19 protein-coding genes are annotated in these 19,641 nt (G+C 57.9%); 13 read left to right on the forward strand and 6 right to left on the reverse strand.

Features of this window, described 5'->3' with window-relative positions:
• Positions 1-40 precede the first annotated feature (40 nt).
• Positions 41-1,504: a ribosome biogenesis GTPase Der gene (der, locus tag GOW31_RS02110; protein WP_171167550.1), complete on the forward strand. Its 1,464-nt coding sequence runs from the start codon at positions 41-43 to the stop codon at positions 1,502-1,504.
• A 44-nt stretch (positions 1,505-1,548) separates the two neighbouring features.
• On the opposite strand, the gene GOW31_RS02115 is transcribed toward der, so the two are convergent.
• On the reverse strand, positions 1,549-1,971 hold the full coding sequence (locus GOW31_RS02115; RefSeq protein WP_171167552.1) for a hypothetical protein: 423 nt from the start codon (positions 1,969-1,971) through the stop codon (positions 1,549-1,551).
• 457 nt (positions 1,972-2,428) lie between these two features.
• Here GOW31_RS02115 and GOW31_RS02120 point away from each other — a divergent pair, with 457 nt between their 5' ends.
• Both GOW31_RS02120 and GOW31_RS02125 read left to right on the forward strand, forming a co-directional pair.
• Positions 2,429-3,412 carry a fatty acid desaturase gene (locus GOW31_RS02120; RefSeq protein ID WP_171167554.1) on the forward strand — a complete coding sequence of 328 codons (984 nt, stop codon included), beginning with the start codon at positions 2,429-2,431 and terminating at the stop codon, positions 3,410-3,412.
• A 93-nt stretch (positions 3,413-3,505) separates the two neighbouring features.
• Positions 3,506-4,168 carry a helix-hairpin-helix domain-containing protein gene (locus GOW31_RS02125; RefSeq protein WP_171167556.1) on the forward strand — a complete coding sequence of 221 codons (663 nt, stop codon included), beginning with the start codon at positions 3,506-3,508 and terminating at the stop codon, positions 4,166-4,168.
• 57 nt (positions 4,169-4,225) lie between these two features.
• Here the strand turns inward: GOW31_RS02125 and serS are convergent, their stop codons facing one another.
• On the reverse strand, positions 4,226-5,518 hold the full coding sequence (gene serS / locus GOW31_RS02130) for a serine--tRNA ligase (RefSeq protein ID WP_171167558.1): 1,293 nt from the start codon (positions 5,516-5,518) through the stop codon (positions 4,226-4,228).
• Between the two features lie 72 nt (positions 5,519-5,590).
• The gene (locus GOW31_RS02135) at positions 5,591-7,255 is read right to left on the reverse strand and encodes a mechanosensitive ion channel family protein (protein ID WP_171167561.1); all 1,665 of its coding nucleotides are present in this window, start codon (positions 7,253-7,255) and stop codon (positions 5,591-5,593) included.
• 201 nt (positions 7,256-7,456) lie between these two features.
• On the opposite strand from GOW31_RS02135, the gene yajC reads away from it, so the two are divergent.
• The 10 genes from yajC to GOW31_RS02185 all read left to right on the forward strand — a co-directional run bounded on the left by yajC (position 7,457) and on the right by GOW31_RS02185 (position 14,454).
• Positions 7,457-7,744, forward strand: coding sequence for a preprotein translocase subunit YajC (gene yajC / locus GOW31_RS02140; RefSeq protein ID WP_152458368.1), 288 nt, complete (start codon positions 7,457-7,459; stop codon positions 7,742-7,744).
• A gap of 33 nt (positions 7,745-7,777) precedes the next feature.
• Positions 7,778-9,439, forward strand: a complete 1,662-nt coding sequence (gene secD / locus GOW31_RS02145) for a protein translocase subunit SecD (protein WP_171167563.1) — start codon at positions 7,778-7,780, stop codon at positions 9,437-9,439.
• Between the two features lies 1 nt (position 9,440).
• Positions 9,441-10,409: a protein translocase subunit SecF gene (gene secF / locus GOW31_RS02150; protein WP_171115306.1), complete on the forward strand. Its 969-nt coding sequence runs from the start codon at positions 9,441-9,443 to the stop codon at positions 10,407-10,409.
• Complete coding sequence (locus GOW31_RS02155) at positions 10,402-11,154, forward strand: sulfite exporter TauE/SafE family protein (protein WP_171167565.1); 753 nt, start codon at positions 10,402-10,404, stop codon at positions 11,152-11,154. Before secF ends, GOW31_RS02155 begins: the two co-directional genes overlap by 8 nt.
• 12 nt (positions 11,155-11,166) lie before the next feature.
• Entirely contained in the window at positions 11,167-11,520 is a 354-nt protein-coding gene (locus GOW31_RS02160) for an Mth938-like domain-containing protein (protein ID WP_152458364.1), read from the forward strand.
• 144 nt (positions 11,521-11,664) lie between these two features.
• A complete protein-coding gene (ccmA, locus tag GOW31_RS02165; protein WP_152458363.1) occupies positions 11,665-12,279 on the forward strand; it encodes a heme ABC exporter ATP-binding protein CcmA in 615 nt (204 codons plus the stop codon).
• Positions 12,276-12,932 carry a heme exporter protein CcmB gene (gene ccmB / locus GOW31_RS02170; protein WP_171167568.1) on the forward strand — a complete coding sequence of 219 codons (657 nt, stop codon included), beginning with the start codon at positions 12,276-12,278 and terminating at the stop codon, positions 12,930-12,932. The genes ccmA and ccmB overlap by 4 nt, the downstream gene beginning before the upstream one ends.
• Positions 12,933-12,993: 61 nt before the next feature.
• Positions 12,994-13,767 carry a heme ABC transporter permease gene (locus GOW31_RS02175; RefSeq protein WP_152458361.1) on the forward strand — a complete coding sequence of 258 codons (774 nt, stop codon included), beginning with the start codon at positions 12,994-12,996 and terminating at the stop codon, positions 13,765-13,767.
• Positions 13,764-13,922 carry a heme exporter protein CcmD gene (gene ccmD / locus GOW31_RS02180; protein WP_171115312.1) on the forward strand — a complete coding sequence of 53 codons (159 nt, stop codon included), beginning with the start codon at positions 13,764-13,766 and terminating at the stop codon, positions 13,920-13,922. Before GOW31_RS02175 ends, ccmD begins: the two co-directional genes overlap by 4 nt.
• Positions 13,915-14,454, forward strand: coding sequence for a DsbE family thiol:disulfide interchange protein (locus GOW31_RS02185; protein ID WP_171167570.1), 540 nt, complete (start codon positions 13,915-13,917; stop codon positions 14,452-14,454). The genes ccmD and GOW31_RS02185 overlap by 8 nt, the downstream gene beginning before the upstream one ends.
• 29 nt (positions 14,455-14,483) lie before the next feature.
• On the opposite strand, the gene GOW31_RS02190 is transcribed toward GOW31_RS02185, so the two are convergent.
• The 3 genes from GOW31_RS02190 to acnA form a co-directional block, all read right to left on the reverse strand.
• Positions 14,484-15,185 carry an SDR family NAD(P)-dependent oxidoreductase gene (locus tag GOW31_RS02190; protein ID WP_171167573.1) on the reverse strand — a complete coding sequence of 234 codons (702 nt, stop codon included), beginning with the start codon at positions 15,183-15,185 and terminating at the stop codon, positions 14,484-14,486.
• Positions 15,186-15,324: 139 nt separating this feature from the next.
• Positions 15,325-16,827 (reverse strand): BCCT family transporter, encoded by a 1,503-nt coding sequence (locus GOW31_RS02195; protein ID WP_171167575.1) that lies wholly within the window; start codon positions 16,825-16,827, stop codon positions 15,325-15,327.
• A gap of 119 nt (positions 16,828-16,946) precedes the next feature.
• Positions 16,947-19,637, reverse strand: coding sequence for an aconitate hydratase AcnA (gene acnA / locus GOW31_RS02200; protein WP_171167577.1), 2,691 nt, complete (start codon positions 19,635-19,637; stop codon positions 16,947-16,949).
• Between the last annotated feature and the right edge of the window lie 4 nt (positions 19,638-19,641).

Here is a 19,641-nt window from a genome sequence, read left to right on the forward strand (position 1 = left end):
GCGCTAAAGGGCGCTTCTTGAGTCTTGAAAGTTGAGTATCATGTCGCTGACCCTCGCCATCGTGGGGCGCCCGAATGTGGGCAAATCCACCCTGTTCAACCGCCTTGTGGGCAAACGTCTGGCCCTTGTCGACGACCAGCCCGGCGTGACGCGTGACCTGCGCGAAGGCGAAGGGCGTCTGGGCGATCTGCGCTTTACAGTGATTGATACGGCGGGTCTTGAGGACGCGACGGATGACAGCCTTCAGGGGCGGATGCGCCGTCTGACGGAACGTGCCGTGGACATGGCTGATGTTTGCCTGTTCATGATCGACGCGCGCGTGGGTGTGACACCTACGGATGAAATGTTCGCAGAGATCCTGCGCAAACGGTCCAAGCACGTGATCCTTGCGGCCAACAAGGCCGAAGGCAATGCTGCGGATGCGGGTGTTCTGGAAGCTTACAACCTTGGTCTGGGTGAACCGGTCCGCTTGTCGGGCGAACACGGTGAAGGGATGACGGACCTCTATGCGCAGCTGATGCCTCTGGCGGATGCGGCAGAGGAAAAACAGGTCGAGGAAGCCCCGCAAACCGACATTGAACTGGACGAAGACGGTGAGGGTGAGACGCCGCTGATCACTGCAGCCAAACCCTTGCAGGTTGCGGTGGTGGGGCGTCCGAACGCTGGCAAATCCACCTTGATCAACAAGATCATCGGCGAAGACCGTCTGTTGACCGGGCCAGAAGCCGGGATCACGCGTGACGCAATCAGTTTGCGAATCGACTGGGCTGACCCGGACGGCCAAAGCACGCCGATGCGGATCTTTGACACCGCAGGGATGCGCAAGAAAGCAAAAGTACAGGAAAAGCTGGAAAAGCTTTCCGTGTCCGACGGCCTGCGCGCGGTAAAATTTGCCGAGGTCGTCGTTGTGTTGCTGGACGCCGCGATCCCGTTTGAACAGCAGGATCTGCGGATTGCCGATTTGGCCGAGCGCGAAGGCCGGGCCGTTGTCGTCGCCGTCAACAAGTGGGACATAGAAGACAACAAGCAGGAAAAGCTGCGCGAGTTGAAGGAGTCGTTTGACCGTCTGCTGCCGCAACTTCGCGGCGCGCCGCTGATCACGGTTTCCGCCAAGACGGGCCGGGGACTGGAGCGTTTGCGCGCCGCGATCCTGCGCGCCCATGACGTCTGGAACCGCCGGGTGCCGACTGCCGCCTTGAATCGCTGGCTGACCGCGATGCTGGAACAACACCCGCCGCCAGCCCCACAGGGACGCCGGATCAAACTGCGCTACATGACGCAGGCCAAGACCCGACCTCCGGGGTTTGTGGTGATGTGTTCGCATCCCGACAAAATGCCTGAAAGCTATACCCGTTATTTGGTGAACGGTTTACGGCAGGATTTCGACATGCCCGGAACACCGATCCGCCTGACGCTGCGCGGTCAGGGGGACAAGAACCCCTACAAGGGTCGACGCAAGAAAAACGCGGGCGCATTGGCCAAGCATCTGAAGGGGCGCGGGTAAGCTGCGCACCGGACTCAGGGCTTTGATGACACAGGCAGACTGACTCAATCGTTCCCAAGGACGAATGCGCGGTTCGCTTCTGCGGCATTGGCGATACCCTCCGACGTCCCATTGCCCTGTTCAATGGCCGTCGCCAGTTCGGTCGCGGCTGAACCTGGCGCGAAGATCGTTGCAATTCGCGTTCGACCTCCGAAAAGACCTTTGGAAGCGTCGGCATTGTCATAGTTCAGATCAAATCTCGAAACCAAACTGACCGCCTCATCATTGGGTCGTTTGTTTTGATTGCGCGATATGGGCGGAACCAGCGTTGTTATGCGGCGCTGTAAACCTGAGTTGACCTCGACAGGCAGTGCCTTGGCAGGATCAGAGCGCAAGGCGATGTTCACGCCGCTGCGTTCCCCATAGACCAAACTGCGATCCTGAATTGAGGTGCAGCCCGCGACCGCGCAACTCGTGCAGGACTGCATTGCCAGTCAAGATGGCGGCAGAAGATGAGGTGCTGAAACCGTTATAAGAGCACCCCGCAAGCGAGACGCAGATGAATGGTGCAAATGGCAAAAAATTTCTCGATAAAGTCCATCAACAGGCCTGAAAAAACTGTTTGTTTTTCTGATCGGTAGCCTCCACGCGTCAACTCAGAGGGGCACGCGAATGCGGTTGAAGCTTTTCGAGACACTTCAGGGCAGTATTTCTCGGGCGCTTCCTTCTTTTGAGAGGCTCGCGTTTTTCAGTGCCGGTGATCCTGACGCCAGCGCGTAACTGCGCCAATTTTCAGCGTTTTCGCTCTGAGGGCGTGACAGCCCCTGTTCTGCGCGCTAGCATTCGCGTGTGTGCATCTGTCAGCACATGCATTGCTTGCACGCGGTCAAGCCGCGCCTGGGTTTTTAACAGATTAAAACAGGGCCATCGTGGGGAGCGGACTGGATGGATCTGAGGGAATACACAAGACACTACGCAGTTCAGGACAACAGATTGGCTGCACTGAGCTATTTCGGCACGTTTGCGGTGTATTTCGCATCGCTGTCTCTGGCGATCGTATTCGTGGATCGCTGGTACATCATGATCCCGGCCGGGATCGTCTTCGCCTTTTCGGCGGTACGCCTTTATGTGCTGCAACATGATTGCGGGCACCATTCGCTGTTTGAAACGCGAATGCAGAACGAATGGGCAGGGCATGGTCTTTCGCCATTCACCTTTGCACCGTTCGAGGTGATGAAGCAGAACCACAATCTGCACCACGCGGGGATCGGAAACCTTGAGCATCGTGAGACCGGCGAAATTCACACGATGACATTGCGGGAATGGAAAAACGCGGACTGGAAAACACGTTTGTTTTACAGGCTGTATCGAAACCCTTTCATTCTGGTGCCGGTCGGTGCGCTGTTCACATATTTCATTCGCTATCGCTGGCCCAAGAACACTGTTCGTTTCGGTGTCAAAGGCGTCTTGCTGCACAATGCCTCGATCATCGTATTTTTGGGCCTGTTGTACCTGGTGGCGGGCATGACCGGTATTCTGGTCTGGCTGGTGTTTTCTTTTCTGGGCGGAATGCTGGGTGTGTTTCTCGTGTATCTGCAACACAATTTTGAAGATACCTATTGGGATCGCCGTCCTGATCTGAACCCGCAGACTGCAGCGTTGCATGGATCTTCTGCACTGGATTTCGGATGGTGGTTCGATACTGCCGTCGCCTGCATCACGCTACATGACATCCATCATTACAACGCACGTATCCCATCGTACCGGTTGCGGGCCTGCCACTATAACCTGCCGCCTGAATTCACGCCTCGTCGGATCAAGTTCCCCGAGGCAGTGGCGGCTTTGAACCTCAAGCTTTGGGATGAGGATGCGAAACGCCTCGTGCCATTCCCGAAAAATGACCGAACCGCTGGGTTGGCGCATAGCTGATCCATTGGCTCTGAGAAGGCAAGTGTTGAACTGGCGTACATGCATTTCCAATGTATACGCGATGAGGCAGGGCGATAGAGAAAGGACCCTTAGATGACTGCAGTGACCGACGTAAAAGGTGTGGGAGAGGCGCTGGAAAAAGCCCTTGCAGCCAATGGCTTTAAGACCGCAGAAGCGATAGCGAAGGCGTCACCCGCAGATCTTGTCAAGGTTCCTCGGGTCGGTGAGAGCCGAGCCGCCGTATTGATCGAAGCCGCAAAAGCCGCAATAGCCGCAACACCCACTGCCGGGAAGCCTGGCGCGCGCAAGGCGCCGGCACGAAAGCCAGCGGCACGGAAGCCAGCAGCCGCAAAACCAGCCGCCCGAAAGCCGGCGACACGAAAAGCCGCCCCGCGCAAGACCGTGGCCGCTGTAGCGGCAGAAAAACGGGCGGAAGAAGCTGCACGCAAAGCGGCAGAAGAACAAGCGGCGGCCGAAAAAGCCGAAGCCGCAGCCAAGAAAAAGGCCAAGGCCAAGGCGAAAGCTGAAAAAGCCGCCAAGAAACGCAAAGAAATGGAAGCAGCGTTTTCCAAGGCCAAGGATAAGGTGAAAGCAAAGTCCAAGAAGGACAAAAAATCGAAAAAGGACGAAAAGAAAAAAGACGCCAAGAAGGGCAAAAAAGACGCCAAGAAGGGCAAAAAGGACGCCGAGAAGGGCAAGAAAAAAAGTGACAAGAAGAAAGATAGCAAGAAGGACAAGAAAAAGGCGAAGAAATAAATTTCTTCGCCCCGTCTTGCATTGTGAACCGGCGCCCGGTGGCGCCGGTTTCGTTTTTCAGGCCAGTGTGCCGTTCAGTTGCAGGGTCAGTTTGCCGCCCAGATAGGGACTCAGGACTTCGGGCAGGGTCACGGTGCCGTCCGCGTTCTGGCCATTTTCCAGCACGGCAATCAGGCAACGCCCAACGGCCAAACCCGAACCGTTCAGCGTATGGACGTATTCTGGCTTGCCGCCACCTTCGGGGCGAAACCTTGCGTTCATGCGGCGGGCCTGAAAATCACCGCATGTCGAAACCGAGCTGATCTCGCGATAGGTGTCCTGACCGGGTAACCAGGCCTCGATATCATAGGTACGGCGGGCGCCAAAGCCCATGTCACCGGTACACAGGATGACAGTGCGGTAAGGAATGCCCAGCTTTTCCAGAATGCCCTCGGCGCAGCGCAGCATGCGCTTTTGTTCTTCATCCGATTTGTCCGGATGCGTGATCGACACCATCTCGACCTTTTCGAACTGGTGCTGCCGCAACATCCCGCGGGTGTCTTTGCCCGCGGATCCGGCCTCGGACCGGAAGCACAGGGAATGCGTGGTGTAGCGTCGGGGCAGATAGCTTTCCTCGATCAAACTATCGTTTACGATATTGGTCAGCGACACTTCGGAGGTCGGGATAAGCCACCAGCCTTCGCGGGTCTGATAGCTGTCTTCGCCAAATTTCGGCAATTGGCCGGTGCCCTGCATCATTTCGGACAGAACCAGAACCGGGCCATTCACCTCGGTCAGCCCGTTTTCGGTGATATGCGTATCCAGCATGAACTGCGCCAAAGCGCGATGAATGCGGGCGACGCCACCGGACAGCAGCACAAATCGCGAACCCGAGAGTTTGGCCGCGGTTTCGAAATCCATGCCTTGCTGAACGGCTTCGATCTCGAAGTGTTCCTTGGGCGCAAAATCCAGTTCACGCGGTGTGCCCCAGCGGCTGATCTCGACATTGTCGTTTTCATCCACGCCATCCGGCACATCCTCGGCGGGCAGATTAGCGATCCGGATCAACTGATCCGTCAGCAGGGCATCCAGATCCTTGGCCTCGGTCTGCATTTGCGCGATTTCGGCCTTTTTCTCGGCGACCAGCGCGCGCAGGCGTTCGAATTCGGCTTCGTCGCCTCGAGCTTTGGCAGCCCCAACTTCCTTGGACGCTTTGTTCTGTTCGGCTTGCGCTGTTTCGGCCGCCAGAATCTTGGCGCGGCGGCTTTCGTCCAGCCTGAGCAAATCTGACGACACCGGCGCGTCCCCACGGCGCGCTAAAGCGGCGTCGAAAGCGGCAGGGTTTTCGCGAATGGCGCGGATGTCGTGCATGTCTCAGATCCTTGAATGCGTGAATCACTGAAACCGCTTATGCACCATCTGTGGGGCAGGGTGTAGCGCCGGTTACGACTTATCGGCCTCGTCGTGGGTTTCATGTGCCAGATGTCCGTCCCAGTCTTCGGCCGGGATTTTTGGTTCTGGCGGATCAGCCATGTAAGATGGCGTCATGATCTGCACTTTGTTCTCATTGAAAACGGCGACAATATTGCGATGCAGGTCCGAGCGGATTTTGGGAATGATGCTGCCGCGGGTGGTGTAACCGTTGATCTGATAATTGATGGCGTAGTCGGCCAGCGCCGTCCACAACACGAAAGGTTCAGGTTTGGCCTTGATCCCCTTGGTGCGGTTGGCCGCCTCGATCAGCATCGCTTCGACCTTTTCGGGCGGTTCTTCATATCCGATGCCAACCGTCGTGTGCAGCAGCAACCCACTGCCATCGGTTTTCTTCGAGAAATTCACGACGTCCGAATTCATCAACTGTGCGTTCGGGATCGAAATCAGCTCGTTCTTGATGGATTTCAGATGCGTCTCCATCAGTTTGATCTGAACCACGTCGCCGATATGCTCTCCGATCTGAATACGGTCGCCAATTGACGTGGAACGGCGATAGATCACGAAAAGCCCCGCCAGCATGTTGGACACGACCGAGTTGGCACCCAGCGACAGCATGGCGCCGACCAGAATGGTCAGACCCTGGAAGGCGGCCGAATCCGAACCGGGAATGTAGGGAACGGCAAAGACGAGCGCGATCAGAATCACGACAACCCGAGCGATGTTGAACGTCGGATTGACCCAGTGTTTTTCAAAGTCGCCCATTTCGAACGAACCGGCTTCGACCGCGTCGAAGAACACGCGCATGCCCTTGATTATGTACAACGTGACCCATGCGATCAGGCTGAGCATAATCAGGTTTGGGATATAGCTGAGTATTCCCTTGAATATCAGCAGTACCGGTTCTGTCAGATAGGTAAGCAGCAGTTGCGCGAAATAGCGTGTTTCCGCAAAGGCCAGTAGAACGAAGGACAGGTAGTAGTAGAAGCCGAGAAAGAAGATGACCAACAGGGCAAAATTCAGCCCGTATCGGATCAGGGCGGCGATTGCTTCGGCCTGAACGCTTTTGGCCGTCGCCGTTTCGACATCCTTCAAATAACGCTTTACCAGTTTCAGAGTGCGCCGCCTGATCCGCCGGTGAAGCCAAAGGATAACCAGCACGAAGACGACAAAACCTAAGGTCCATCCCGCGGCTTCAATCGCTCCGGATACCCGGGCTTGATCTGTACGGTTGGAGCGGTAGGCAAGGATGGCCTCTTCGATGGCCTGACCATGCAAGAAGCCGAGGACGTCCAGCTCCATCTGGTCCAGTTCGGCGTCTGCAACTGTAACGATCGATACGATTTCACCGTCGGCGCGAATGCGTATACCCAGGTCGGTTTCTTCAAAGGTGATGTCGACCGTGGGGCTTTCCGAGGCCTCGGCCACCTCAATGATCTTGTTCTGCACGCTTTCGGCACGTTCCGGCGCGGGCAGGGCGCTGGAGCCGCGCAGGAAGAACAACATGTCGCCGTCCACGATGACGGGTGCCTTGAAACTTTCGGTTTCTTCCGCCTCGGGTTCGGTGGCTTCGGCAGGCAATTCCTGGGCCTTCACCGATGCGGCCAGACACAAGATCAAGCTCAGCAGAGACAGCAAAAGCGTCAACGATTGGAATGGTTTGTATCTAGCTCTCATTGCCCCCCCTGATGTTCGACTATAGCCAAATTGAGATATCTGCATAGGACATATCTGCAACGATTGACCGGTTCATGTGGCACCTTTGTCAGGTTGCGGCCGATCACATGACCACCTTTGCTTGCAAACGCGCATTTCAAAGCATAGGTTCCGGCAAAATTTGCGGAACGGTGCCGCAAGATCTGAACAAAGGAATATCCCATGGAAGGTGGCGCAATCGCCCAGTTTCTCCCGCTTATCCTGATCTTTGCGATCATGTATTTCCTGCTGATCCGTCCGCAGCAGAAGAAAATGAAGGAACATCAGGCCATGGTCGATGCCGTGCGTCGGGGGGATCAGGTTGTCACCCAAGGCGGGCTGATCGGCAAAGTGTCGAAGGTCAAGGAAGGCGAAAACGAGATCGAAGTCGAGATCGCCGAAGGTGTTAAAGTGCGTGTGGTTAAATCGACCATCGCTCAGGTTCTGAACAAAACCGAACCTGCGAAATAACATCACCTTACAAATCCTTGAAAAGGCAGGGTAATGCTGCACATTGATACCTGGAAGCGGGTTCTGATCTGGCTGGTCTGCGTGACTGGCCTGATCATGGCCCTGCCAAATGCGTTTTATACACGGGTCGAGCAATCAAACGACGCCAAAGCTGCGATCGAGCTGGGCGTGGACACGCCCGAGTTGCAGGCCGAGGCGGGGCAATGGCCGAACTGGCTGCCCTCGTCACTGGTCAATCTGGGCCTTGACCTGCGCGGCGGTGCACATCTGTTGGCCGAAGTTCAGGTGCAGGACGTCTACGAATCCCGGATGGAGGCGATGTGGCCAGATATCCGTGACGCCCTGCGCGATGAGCGTTCGACCGTTGGGACGGTCCGCCGTCAGGAATCGGCCCCAGATGAGATTCGCGTGCGCATCAGCCAGCCTGAGGGCATGGCGCGGGCACTGGAGGTCGTGCGCGGTCTTGCCCGTCAAGTGCAGACCCTGACCGGTGTCGGGGCAACGGATATCGAGGCACGTGCCGAAGGCGACACGATTGTCGTTCAGTTGTCCGAGGCAGAAAAACTGGCCTCAGACGACCGCACAGTGCGTCAATCGTTGGAAATCATCCGCCGCCGGATCGACGAAGTGGGCACCCGAGAGCCGACCATTCAACGTCAGGGTGCCGATCGTATCCTGATTCAGGTGCCTGGCATCGGCAGCGCGGGTGAGTTGAAAGAGATCATCGGCACGACGGCGCAACTGACCTTTAACCCGGTTGCCGGACGCGGCACCGATCCGGATGCCGTTGCAGGCATCGGCGAAGAAATCGTGCCGTCGATTGACGAAAGCGGTGTTTACTACACAATTGAGTCCGCTCCAGTCGTTACCGGAGAGGAACTGGTCGATGCGCAGCCCGCATTCGACCAAAACGGCCGCCCTGCGGTCAACTTCCGGTTCAACACGTCTGGTGCGCGCAAATTTGGGGATTACACCCGCGACAATATCGGAGCCCCCTTTGCCATCGTTCTGGACGATGAAGTGATTTCAGCCCCCGTGATCCAAAGTCATATTCCGGGCGGCTCGGGCATCATCACCGGGAACTTTACGGTTGAGGAAAGCACCAACCTGGCCGTCCTGCTGCGAGCGGGCGCACTGCCTGCCGGTTTGGAATTCCTCGAAGAACGTACCATCGGACCCGAGTTAGGGCAGGACAGTATCGACGCGGGCAAAGTCGCCACCATCGTGGCCTTTGTCGCGGTGTTGGTTTTCATGGCGCTCAGCTATGGTCTGTTCGGGATCTTCGCCAACATCGCGCTGATCATCAATGTGGGCCTGTTGTTCGGTCTGCTGTCCATGATCGGAGCAACCTTGACCCTGCCGGGTATCGCGGGGATCGTATTGACTGTCGGTATGGCGGTGGACGCCAACGTGCTGATCTTTGAACGTATCCGCGAGGAATTGAAATCCGCCAAAGGTCCGGCGCGCGCAATCGAACTGGGCTATGAAAAGGCGCTGTCTGCCATTCTGGATGCGAACGTGACCACATTCATCACCGCCGTGATCCTGTTTGCCATGGGCAGTGGCCCGGTGCGCGGCTTTGCAATCACTCTGGGCCTCGGCATTCTGACTTCGGTCTTCACCGCGATCTTCGTGACGCGCCTGATGGTCGTGATGTGGTTCGAACGCCGCCGTCCGAAAACGATCGAGGTTTGACATGAGACTGAAACTCGTACCCCAGAACACCTCGTTCGATTTCTTCAACCGCTGGAAGGTCTGGTTGGGCATTTCCGGCCTGATGATGGTGATTGCCTTCACCTCGTTCATGCTGCAAGGGCTGAATTTCGGTATTGATTTCCGGGGTGGCACGACGATCCGGACGCAAAGCGCGGTCGAGATCGATGTGGGCACATACCGAGATGCCATCGCCCCGCTGGAACTGGGCGATGTGACCATCACCGAGATTTTCGATCCAACCTTTGCGGATGACGAAAACGTTGCGATGATCCGCATCCAGGCGCAGGAAGATGCCGAGGCTGTCGAAGCAGCGACCATCACCGCCGTAGAGGACGCGTTGCAGCAGGTAATACCTGATATTCAGTTCGTCTCCGTAGAATCCGTGGGCCCCAAGGTCTCGGGCGAGTTGATCCAGACCGCCGTCATCGCGGTGGCTTTGGCGATTGGCGCGGTGCTTGTCTATATCTGGCTACGGTTCGAATGGCAGTTCGCGCTGGGGGCCGTGGCGGCACTGGTTCACGATGTGATCCTGACCATCGGCATCTTCTCGGAACTGCAAATCCGGTTTGACCTGGCCATTATCGCGGCCCTTCTGACCATCGTCGGTTATTCGCTGAACGATACCGTGGTCGTTTTCGACCGGGTGCGAGAGAATCTGCGGAAGTACAAAAAGAAAGACCTCAAAGAGGTGCTGAACATTTCGATCAACGAGACGCTCAGCCGGACGGTGATGACCTCGGTCACCACGTTGCTGGCGTTGATCTCACTTTATGTTCTGGGTGGCGATGTGATCCGCGGCTTTGTATTCGCGATGATCTGGGGCGTGATCGTGGGCACCTATTCATCGGTCTTCGTCGCCTCGACCATCCTGTTGTGGCTGGGGGTCAAGCGCGACTGGTCCAAGCCGTCGAACACGGCGGGCAACCAGTTTGCCAATATTGATGCCTGAGGAGTTGCAACAGGCCTTGTCCCTGCCGGGGCTGGGTTGGTTGGTTCTTACCATCGGAGCCGCGGGACTTGTCCGCGGCTTCACTGGTTTTGGCACCGCGATGATCTTTGTTCCGGTGGCCACTCAATTTCTGCCGATTGCCGATGTCGTCTTTCTGATGGCAGCCACCGGGATCGTATCGACCTTTGCGCTGGCGCCGCAGGCATGGCGTGAATGCGACAAGACCGAAATCAGCACTTTGGGCGTTGCAGCGGCATTAACCGTGCCGCTTGGCCTTTGGGTCATGGCACAGGCCGACACGGTCGTTCTGCGCTGGATCGCCTGCGGTATCACCGGCGTGACCCTGTTGGCGATCGTCACTGGCTGGCGCTGGCAAGGGCGGCTGGGTGTACCCGGACGGCTGGCCATCGGAGGCAGCGCAGGCGTGATCGGCGGCATGACCGGACTGACCGGCCCGGTCGTTATCGTATTCTATCTGGCCAGCTCTTCAGACGTACGCAAGATTCGTGCCAACACGATCATCTTTCTGGCTTTGCTGGACGTGGCCATCGTCTTCAGCATCCTGATCGGAGGCGCTGCGGATCTGTCGATCCTTTGGATTGTCCTGCTGCTGGGCTTGCCCTATCTGAGCACGACACTGATCGGCAAGGCTCTGTTCGATCCAAAGCTCGAACGGATCTATCGCGCTGCGGCTTATTCGGTCATTCTGATAGCAGTCGTTTCCGGCTTGCCGATCCTGGATTGAAGGAGGGAAGAAATGCGCCTGAACCAAGTTACGTTTTCAGATGCCAAACCGGTTGATGGCTATGGCCCCGGTTTTTTTCGCATTGGCGGTGATGTGTTCGAAGGCGCCGTTCTGACGGGCCCCGCAGGACCTGCCACCTGGGGCGGTTATGAAGATGCGCAGCCACTTCTGGAGCTGGCCGATGGAATTGACGTTCTGCTTGTCGGTACGGGCAAAGACATGGCCCACATTCCCCAGTCTTTGCGCACCCAGCTGGAGAGTGCCGGTGTCGGCGTCGAAATCATGAATTCTCCGGCTGCGTGCCGCACCTACAATGTCTTGCTCTCTGAAGGTCGCCGAATAGCGCTTGCTCTGATCCCGGTCTGACGGGATCACTTCATCTGGCTGAAAATATCCCGGGGTGTGTGAGGGGCTGGCCCCTCACTCGGACCTCTCTGCTCAGAGCTCCCACAACCGAACTGCGGCAAATCCCACCTTTTGCCTCTGATGACATTCCGATAAGCGGGTCTCATGACTCTGATTGTAACCGACCTGTCGATCACCCGTGGTGGCATTCCCGTCCTGGAGCATCTCAGCTTTCAGCTGCCTCCTGGCAAAGCGCTGATTCTGCGTGGGCCGAACGGGATCGGTAAAACGACCCTTCTTCGCACATTGGCCGGGTTGCAGCCGCCGCTGAAAGGTCAGATCCAGGGCGCGGAAGACCAGATTGCATATGCGTCCCATTCGGACGGGCTGAAACCGACGCTGACTGTATCCGAGAACCTTACGTTCTGGGCTTCTGTCTTTGGCACCAACGGCATCCAGACGGCGCTGGACGCGTTCCAGTTGAACGAGCTGGCGGATCGCCATGCAGGGAACCTGTCGGCAGGTCAGAAACGGCGGCTGGGGCTGGCACGCATGCTGGTCACCGGGCGGCCGATCTGGATGCTGGACGAGCCGACCGTTTCTCTGGACAGAAATGCGGTGCAGATGTTCGCCGATGCAGTCCGCGCGCATCTGGGGCAGGGTGGGTCAGCCCTGATCGCGACCCATATCGACCTTGGCCTCGATGGTGAGGTTCTGGACGTCGGCCCGAACAAGGCCAAACCCAAACCCATTGACGATTTCGACGGAGGCTTCCTGTGATCGCCCTTCTGCTGCGCGACTTGAAACTGGCCTTCCGTGCGGGCGGCGGGTTCGGTTTGGGATTGGCCTTTTTCCTGATCGTGACCGTGATGGTGCCGTTTGCAGTGGGGCCACAATCGTCACTGCTGTCCACCATTTCACCCGGTGTGCTCTGGCTGGGGGCGTTGCTGGCTTGCCTGCTGTCTCTTGACCGTCTTCTGGCGCTGGACTGGGAGGACGGATCGCTGGACCTGCTGGCCACGGCGCCGCTGCCACTGGAATCAGTCGTGACCATCAAGGCGATGGCCCACTGGCTGACCACAGGCCTGCCTTTGGTTCTGGCCGCACCTTTTCTGGGGGTCCTGCTGAACCTGCCTGCGCAGGGGTTTTTCTGGCTTGTCATCTCGCTGCTGATCGGCACCCCGGCCATGAGCGTGATCGGAACATTCGGCGCTGCCTTGACCGTCGGTCTCAAGCGCGGCGGGTTGCTGTTATCGCTCTTGGTGCTGCCGCTTTACGTCCCCACCCTGATTTTCGGGGCCGAGGTCGCCCGGCGTGGGGCAACGGGGATGGACGTGCAGACGCCGTTGTTGATGCTGGCGGGGATCACGGCGGCCACCATCGCGTTGTTGCCCTTCGCCAGCGCGGCTGTGTTGCGTATCAATCTGCGGTGAACCGTCCCAACTTTGACTGATGTCAATTGAGAAAACCCCCAACTCGGACTAGATAGGGCCCATGTCGATAGCAGCCAAAGCCAATGCCCTCTGGGAATACGCCAACCCGCGCAAGTTTCTTGCGACCAGTGAACGTGTCCTGCCGTTTTTCTGGATCGTCTCGATCTTCTGCATCGTCGTCGGGCTGGTCTGGGGGTTCTTCTTCACGCCGGACGACTACAAACAAGGGTCGACGGTCAAGATCATCTATCTGCACGTCCCGGCGGCCCTGATGGCGATCAATTGCTGGCTGATGATGCTGGCAACTTCTCTGGTCTGGCTGGTGCGGCGTCATCATGTCAGCGCGCTGGCGGCACGGGCGGCTGCGCCGATCGGGATCGTGATGACCCTGATTGCGTTGCTGACCGGGGCGATCTGGGGACAGCCCATGTGGGGCACCTGGTGGGCGTGGGATCCGCGCCTGACGTCGTTCCTGATCCTGTTCCTGTTCTATCTTGGCTATGTCGCATTGTGGGAAGCCATCGAGGATCCGGACACTGCGGCGGACCTGACCTCGGTTCTGTGTCTGGTCGGATCCGTGTTTGCGCTGCTCAGCCGATATGCGGTCAACTTCTGGAACCAGGGCCTGCATCAAGGTGCATCGGTCATGCGCGCGGCAGCCGTGACCGGGGCCGATACGGAAGAAAAAGTCAGCAATATCTACTTCTATCCGCTGTTGCTGTGCATCATCGGATTTGTGCTACTGTTCATCGCTTTGGTGCTGTACCGCACCGGAACTGAAATCCGCGCGCGGCGCATCAAGGCGTTGCAGGCGCGGGAAAGGGTAGGCGGATGATCCCCGATCTTGGAAAATATGCTGACGCGGTTTTGTCGTCTTATGCCGTGTCCATCGTGCTGCTGGTGGCATTGATCGTGTTCAGCGTGATGCGAGGGCGTAAGGTACGCACTGAAATGGAAAAGATCGAACAAAGGATTTCGCGAAATGGCTAAGATATCGCCCCTGATGATCGCGCCGCCTTTGATTTTTGGCGCGTTCGCCGTGTTGGCCGGGATCGGTATGTTCCGTGAAGACCCCAACGCGTTGCCCTCTGCCCGCGAAGGCCAACCGGCTCCGCCCGTGGTTCTGAGCGAGTTCCCGGAAAAGAAGCTGTTTGATGACGCCTCGCTGCGGGATGGAGAGGTCAAGCTGGTCAACTACTGGGCCAGCTGGTGCGCACCATGCCGCGCCGAGCATCCCAATCTGGAGGCCCTGGCCGCCGAAGGCTTCCCGGTCTATGGCATCAACTACAAAGACCAGCTGGACAACGCCCAAGCCTTTTTGACCGAGCTTGGCGATCCCTACGCCGCGATTGGACGTGATGAGAAGGGTCGCATGGCATTGGATTGGGGCCTTTACGGCGTTCCCGAAACCTATGTGGTTGATGGCGACGGCACGATCATTCTGCGCTTTGCCGGCCCGATTACGCAGCGTGTGATTGAAAACACTCTGCGTCCGGCGTTGGAAAAGGCTGCGGGCGGTTGAGCAATTTGAAAAACGAGGTTTAAGCTATCTTACAAGCGATAGCCTCCGGTCACGCCCAGAACCTCTCCGGTTACGAATCCCGCCGCGTCCGAGGCCAGAAACCGAACGACCCTGGCAATGTCTTCCGGAGTTCCGATCCGGCCCAGCGCCGTTTCCTTGACGAATAGCGATGTCAGATCGTCAGGACGGGGGTCTTCGGGGATGTTGATGGCACCCGGCGCAACCGCGTTGACGCGGATTCCGTCCGGGCCAAGCTCTTTCGCCATGGCGCGCGTCCAGAGGTTCAGCGCGGCCTTGCTTGCCCCATAGGTCGCGGCGTCGCGCGGTGGCAATGTTGCGTTCATCGATGAGATGCTGACGATCGAAGCGCCGCGTTTCAGATGCGGCAACGCCGCAGCAAGCAACGCGGCGGGGGCCAGCACGTTGAGGTCAAGAATGGCGCGATGGTCCGCGGCCTGAAACTCTTGTTTCGGAGTGGAGCGAACAAGACCAGCGTTGTTCACGATCACGTCCAGTCGCCCGAAGTGATCAATGACCTTTTCGACCACCCAGTTGGGTTGGTTGTCTTTTGTAAGGTCAGACTGAACCGCCAGAACGTCACCTTTCAGCAATTCTGAATCGGGGTGGCTGGCCAACCAGGTGAAGGCGACATGGTGATCACCGCGCAGGTCTTCGACTATTGCCCGCCCAATTCCACGGGCGCCACCGGTTATCAGTGCAACTTTTTCCATGAACTCAGATGACCGGCAAAGCGCCCAGGATTCAACGTTGTTTTTTGCGCTGCCGGATTGCTGTCACTTGCGCAGCAATATCCAGAGCATTGCCGCGATGAAAGCGAAGGTGACAAGGTTCATCAATGTGTCCGTGAGATCACCGATCAGCATTGCGTTGGCCCTCCTCTCTGAGCCCGCGGAACAAGCAAACCATCAGCAGGACCGAAATGAAGACAAAGGGCAATGCGCCAAGCGAGATGAGGATCTTCACCGAGTCCACGGATCCCGAAAGGATCATTGCAACGCTCAGCAGTCCCAGCAATCCCCCCCAGATCAGACGCACACGCGGCGGGGGATTCTCGTCCCCGCCCGTCGAGAAGGTGCCCAGAACAAAGGCTGCGCTTACGACGCTGGTCACGATGAACAGAAAGGCGGCCAGTACCGTTGCAAGCGTGGTGATCACGGAATGTGGAAGTCGGTCGAGCAGGGCGAAGGTCACGCGTTCGATATTTGTCTGCGTATAGGCCAGCAGTTCGCCCGCACCATTGAGTGCCTCGAACAGGCCAATGCCACCAAAGGCACCGAACCAGAGGATTGAAAACAGCGTGGGGGCGAACAGGACGCCGATCACGAATTCCCGTATCGTGCGACCGCGAGAGATGCGGGCGACAAAGACGCCCACGAACGGGCCCCAGGCAATCCACCAGACCATGTAGGTAAGGGTCCAGTCGCTGAACCATCTGGTGACGTCATCGCCGAAGAACGTAAAGGTCTGAAATCCCCTGGGAATGACATTGGTGACATAGTCGCCGAACCCCTGAACGATGGTATTCAGAAGGTATTCGGTGGGGCCAAGGACCACCGTGTAGGCAACAAGGCCGATTGCGATCAGCATGGCGGCATTGGACAGGCGCGCCATGCCCTGGCCCAGATCGATCATGAGTGCCGGGATATACGCAGCAACCATTGCCAGAAACACGACACCAATCAAAAGGGCGCCGACCGTTTCCCGACCGCCCAGCACTGCGATGCCGTCTGCCACCTGAAACACGCCCATGGCCATGGAGCCACCGACACCAATGGCAATGGCGATGATCGCCATGAAGTCCGAAAGCCACCCGACGCGTTCAGCCCAGCGTTCACCGGGAAACAGGTTTTTGATCGGCGCACTAACCATCATCCCGGTACCGCGCCGGAAGCTGAAATAGGCAATTGTCAGCGCGGTGGAGCCATAAATCGCCCAGGCATGCAGCCCCCAATGGAAATTTGTCGCCAGCATCGCCTGCTGCGCCGCGATGAAATCCGGTGCCATGCCGGAGATGAAGTTGAAATGGGTCAGCGGTTCCGCCACAGCCCAAAACAGCAGGCCGACGCCCATACCGGCGGAGAACAACATTGAAATCCATGTGGCGGTGGAAAACTCTGGCTCCTCGTCATCCCGGCCGAGGCGAATGTTTCCATAGGGTGAAAATGCCAGAAACAGGCATCCGATCAACATGCCCGAAGCGGCGAGCATCACGAACCAGCCGCGGCTGTGGAAGGTCTGCTGGACGATGCCGCTTGCCCAGGTCACCAGGCTTTGAATGTCCACGACACCCCATATCCCGACCACGGCAATTACGCTGAGCGAACATACCAGCAGGGCGTTGGGTTTCTTCATGGCGAATGGTTTTCCGTTGATGACCTTGCCCAACAGTTTCAGGTTTTCGAATAAATGACCAGAATACAAAAAACCCCCGGCGGGTGGCCGGGGGTTTGAATTGCACGCTTTGGTATCGGTTATGATGCCTTCGCAAGATTGCGCAGGACGTAATGCAACACGCCTCCGTTTTCGATGTATTCAATCTCGGGCGCGGTATCGATGCGGCATTTCAGGGTGATGGTCTTTTCGGTTCCATCGCCATAAACGATCGTGCAGGGGACTTCCTGTAGCGGCTCGATCGTATCCAGCCCGTGAATCGAAACGGTTTCATCCCCTTTCAGCCCCAGGGTTTTACGGGTGTCGCCACCTGTGAACTCGAATGGAATGACTCCCATGCCAACAAGGTTCGAACGGTGGATACGCTCAAAGCTCTCGGCGATTACGGCCTTGACGCCCAGCAGCGCCGTGCCCTTGGCCGCCCAGTCGCGGCTTGAGCCTGCGCCATATTGCTCGCCACCGAATACCACAAGCGGGGTGCCGTTCGCCTGATAGGCCATCGAGGCGTCATAAATTGACGTCTGTTCACCGTCCGGGCCTTTGGTGTAACCGCCTTCTACGCCGTCCAGCATTTCGTTCTTGATGCGGATGTTGGCGAAAGTGCCGCGCATCATCACCTCGTGGTTGCCGCGACGTGAACCATATGAATTGAATTCACGCGGCTGAACCTGACGTTCGATCAGGTACTGGCCTGCGGGCGAGGTCGTCGCGAATGACCCCGCGGGCGAGATGTGGTCGGTCGTGACCATGTCACCCAGAATGGCCAGAACCTTGGCGCCTTCGATGTTGGAAATCGTGCCCGGTTCGGGGCCCATGCCCTGGAAATAGGGCGGGTTCTGGATATAGGTCGATGTCGGCGGCCAGTCATAGGTTTCCGCATCGGTGGTTTCGACCGACTGCCATTTCTCGTCCCCTTTGAAGACGTCGGCGTATTTCGATTGGAACGCTTCGCGCGTGACGGTCTGTTCGACCAGTTCCGCGACCTCCTGCTGCGTCGGCCAGAGGTCTTTCATATAGACGTCGTTGCCGTCCTTGTCCTGACCGATCGGTTCGGATGTCAGGTCAATGTCCATGGTGCCTGCCAGGGCGTACACGACGACCAGAGGCGGCGAAGCCAGATAGTTTGCGCGCACGTCAGGCGAGATGCGGCCTTCGAAGTTGCGGTTGCCGGACAAGACCGATGTGGCGACCAGATCGCCTTCCGCAATGGCCTCCGAGATTTCTTTCTGAATCGGCCCCGAGTTGCCGATACATGTGGTGCAGCCGTATCCGACGAGGTTGAAGCCGATCTTGTCCAGATCCTCTTGAAGGCCTGCGGCCTCGAGGTAAGCGGACACAACCTGCGACCCCGGTGCCAGTGAGGTTTTGACCCAAGGTTTGCGATCCAGCCCCAGCGCGGCTGCCTTGCGCGCCACGAGGCCCGCTCCGATCATCACGTAAGGGTTCGACGTGTTGGTGCAGGACGTGATCGAGGCGATCACGACCTTGCCCGATTCCATGCCATAGTTTTCGCCTTTGACCTCGACCTGTTTGCCCATCGGGCGCTTGAAGGTCTCGGCCATTTCCTTGGCGAATGCGGCCTTGGCGTCAGTCAGCGCAACATAATCCTGTGGGCGTTTGGGCCCCGAGATTGCCGGAACAATCGTGCCCATATCCAGGGTCAGGGTGTCGGTGTAGATCGGCGCATAGTTTTCATCGCGCCAGAAACCATTTTCCTTGGCGTAGGCTTCAACCAGCGCGATGCGATCCTCGTCGCGGCCGGTGTTGCGCATGTAGCGCAGCGTTTCGCCGTCAATCGGGAAAAAGCCGCATGTCGCGCCGTATTCCGGGGCCATGTTGGCGATAGTCGCACGGTCGGCCAGCGGCAGACGATCCAGGCCTTCGCCGTAGAATTCGACGAACTTGCCAACAACGCCTTTTTCGCGCAGCATTTCCACGACCTTCAGAACCAGGTCGGTGCCGGTGGTGCCTTCGACCAGATCACCGGTCAGCTCAAAGCCCACGACCTCGGGGATCAGCATCGAGATCGGTTGACCCAGCATCGCGGCCTCGGCCTCGATCCCGCCGACACCCCAGCCCAGCACGGCCATGCCGTTGACCATGGTGGTGTGACTGTCGGTGCCGACCAGCGTGTCGGGATAGCCGACTTCTTCACCGTTCTGGTCGGTGTCGGTCCAGACGGTCTGGGCCAGATATTCAAGGTTCACCTGGTGGCAGATACCGGTGCCGGGGGGGACGACGCGGAAGTTGTTGAATGCACCCTGACCCCATTTCAGGAACTGGTACCGTTCCATGTTGCGTTCATATTCACGGTCCACATTCATCTGGAACGCACGCGGGTTGCCGAACTCGTCGATCATGACCGAATGGTCGATGACCAGATCGACCGGGTTCAGCGGGTTGATTTTTTGCGCGTCGCCGCCCAGCGCCTTGATGCCATCACGCATCGCGGCCAGATCCACAACGGCAGGAACGCCGGTGAAATCCTGCATCAGTACCCGGGCAGGGCGATAGGCGATTTCACGGGGGTTTTTGCCACCGTTGGCCCCCCATTCGGCAAAAGCTTTGATGTCATCGACCGAGACCGAGAACCCGTCATCCTCGAACCGCAACATGTTTTCCAGCACCACCTTGAGTGCGGCTGGCAGTTTCGAGAAATCGCCCAGACCGGCCTCTTGTGCGGCAGGGATCGAATAATAGGAAATGGATTTACCATTCACGCTCAGACTGCGGCGCGTTTTGGCGGTATCCTGTCCGACTTTGATGGGCATCTGT

The organism is Ruegeria sp. HKCCA0370, assembly GCF_013033705.1.
Lineage (GTDB): Bacteria > Pseudomonadota > Alphaproteobacteria > Rhodobacterales > Rhodobacteraceae > Ruegeria.

Coding starts and splice junctions, on each gene's coding strand:
- der (WP_171167550.1), top strand. CDS start 41: ATGTCGCTGACCCTCGCCATCGTGGGGCGCCCGAATGTGGGCAAATCC.
- GOW31_RS02115 (WP_171167552.1), bottom strand. CDS start 1,971: ATGCAGTCCTGCACGAGTTGCGCGGTCGCGGGCTGCACCTCAATTCAG.
- GOW31_RS02120 (WP_171167554.1), top strand. CDS start 2,429: ATGGATCTGAGGGAATACACAAGACACTACGCAGTTCAGGACAACAGA.
- GOW31_RS02125 (WP_171167556.1), top strand. CDS start 3,506: ATGACTGCAGTGACCGACGTAAAAGGTGTGGGAGAGGCGCTGGAAAAA.
- serS (WP_171167558.1), bottom strand. CDS start 5,518: ATGCACGACATCCGCGCCATTCGCGAAAACCCTGCCGCTTTCGACGCC.
- GOW31_RS02135 (WP_171167561.1), bottom strand. CDS start 7,255: ATGAGAGCTAGATACAAACCATTCCAATCGTTGACGCTTTTGCTGTCT.
- yajC (WP_152458368.1), top strand. CDS start 7,457: ATGGAAGGTGGCGCAATCGCCCAGTTTCTCCCGCTTATCCTGATCTTT.
- secD (WP_171167563.1), top strand. CDS start 7,778: ATGCTGCACATTGATACCTGGAAGCGGGTTCTGATCTGGCTGGTCTGC.
- secF (WP_171115306.1), top strand. CDS start 9,441: ATGAGACTGAAACTCGTACCCCAGAACACCTCGTTCGATTTCTTCAAC.
- GOW31_RS02155 (WP_171167565.1), top strand. CDS start 10,402: ATGCCTGAGGAGTTGCAACAGGCCTTGTCCCTGCCGGGGCTGGGTTGG.
- GOW31_RS02160 (WP_152458364.1), top strand. CDS start 11,167: ATGCGCCTGAACCAAGTTACGTTTTCAGATGCCAAACCGGTTGATGGC.
- ccmA (WP_152458363.1), top strand. CDS start 11,665: ATGACTCTGATTGTAACCGACCTGTCGATCACCCGTGGTGGCATTCCC.
- GOW31_RS02175 (WP_152458361.1), top strand. CDS start 12,994: ATGTCGATAGCAGCCAAAGCCAATGCCCTCTGGGAATACGCCAACCCG.
- ccmD (WP_171115312.1), top strand. CDS start 13,764: ATGATCCCCGATCTTGGAAAATATGCTGACGCGGTTTTGTCGTCTTAT.
- GOW31_RS02185 (WP_171167570.1), top strand. CDS start 13,915: ATGGCTAAGATATCGCCCCTGATGATCGCGCCGCCTTTGATTTTTGGC.
- GOW31_RS02190 (WP_171167573.1), bottom strand. CDS start 15,185: ATGGAAAAAGTTGCACTGATAACCGGTGGCGCCCGTGGAATTGGGCGG.
- GOW31_RS02195 (WP_171167575.1), bottom strand. CDS start 16,827: ATGAAGAAACCCAACGCCCTGCTGGTATGTTCGCTCAGCGTAATTGCC.
- acnA (WP_171167577.1), bottom strand. CDS start 19,637: ATGCCCATCAAAGTCGGACAGGATACCGCCAAAACGCGCCGCAGTCTG.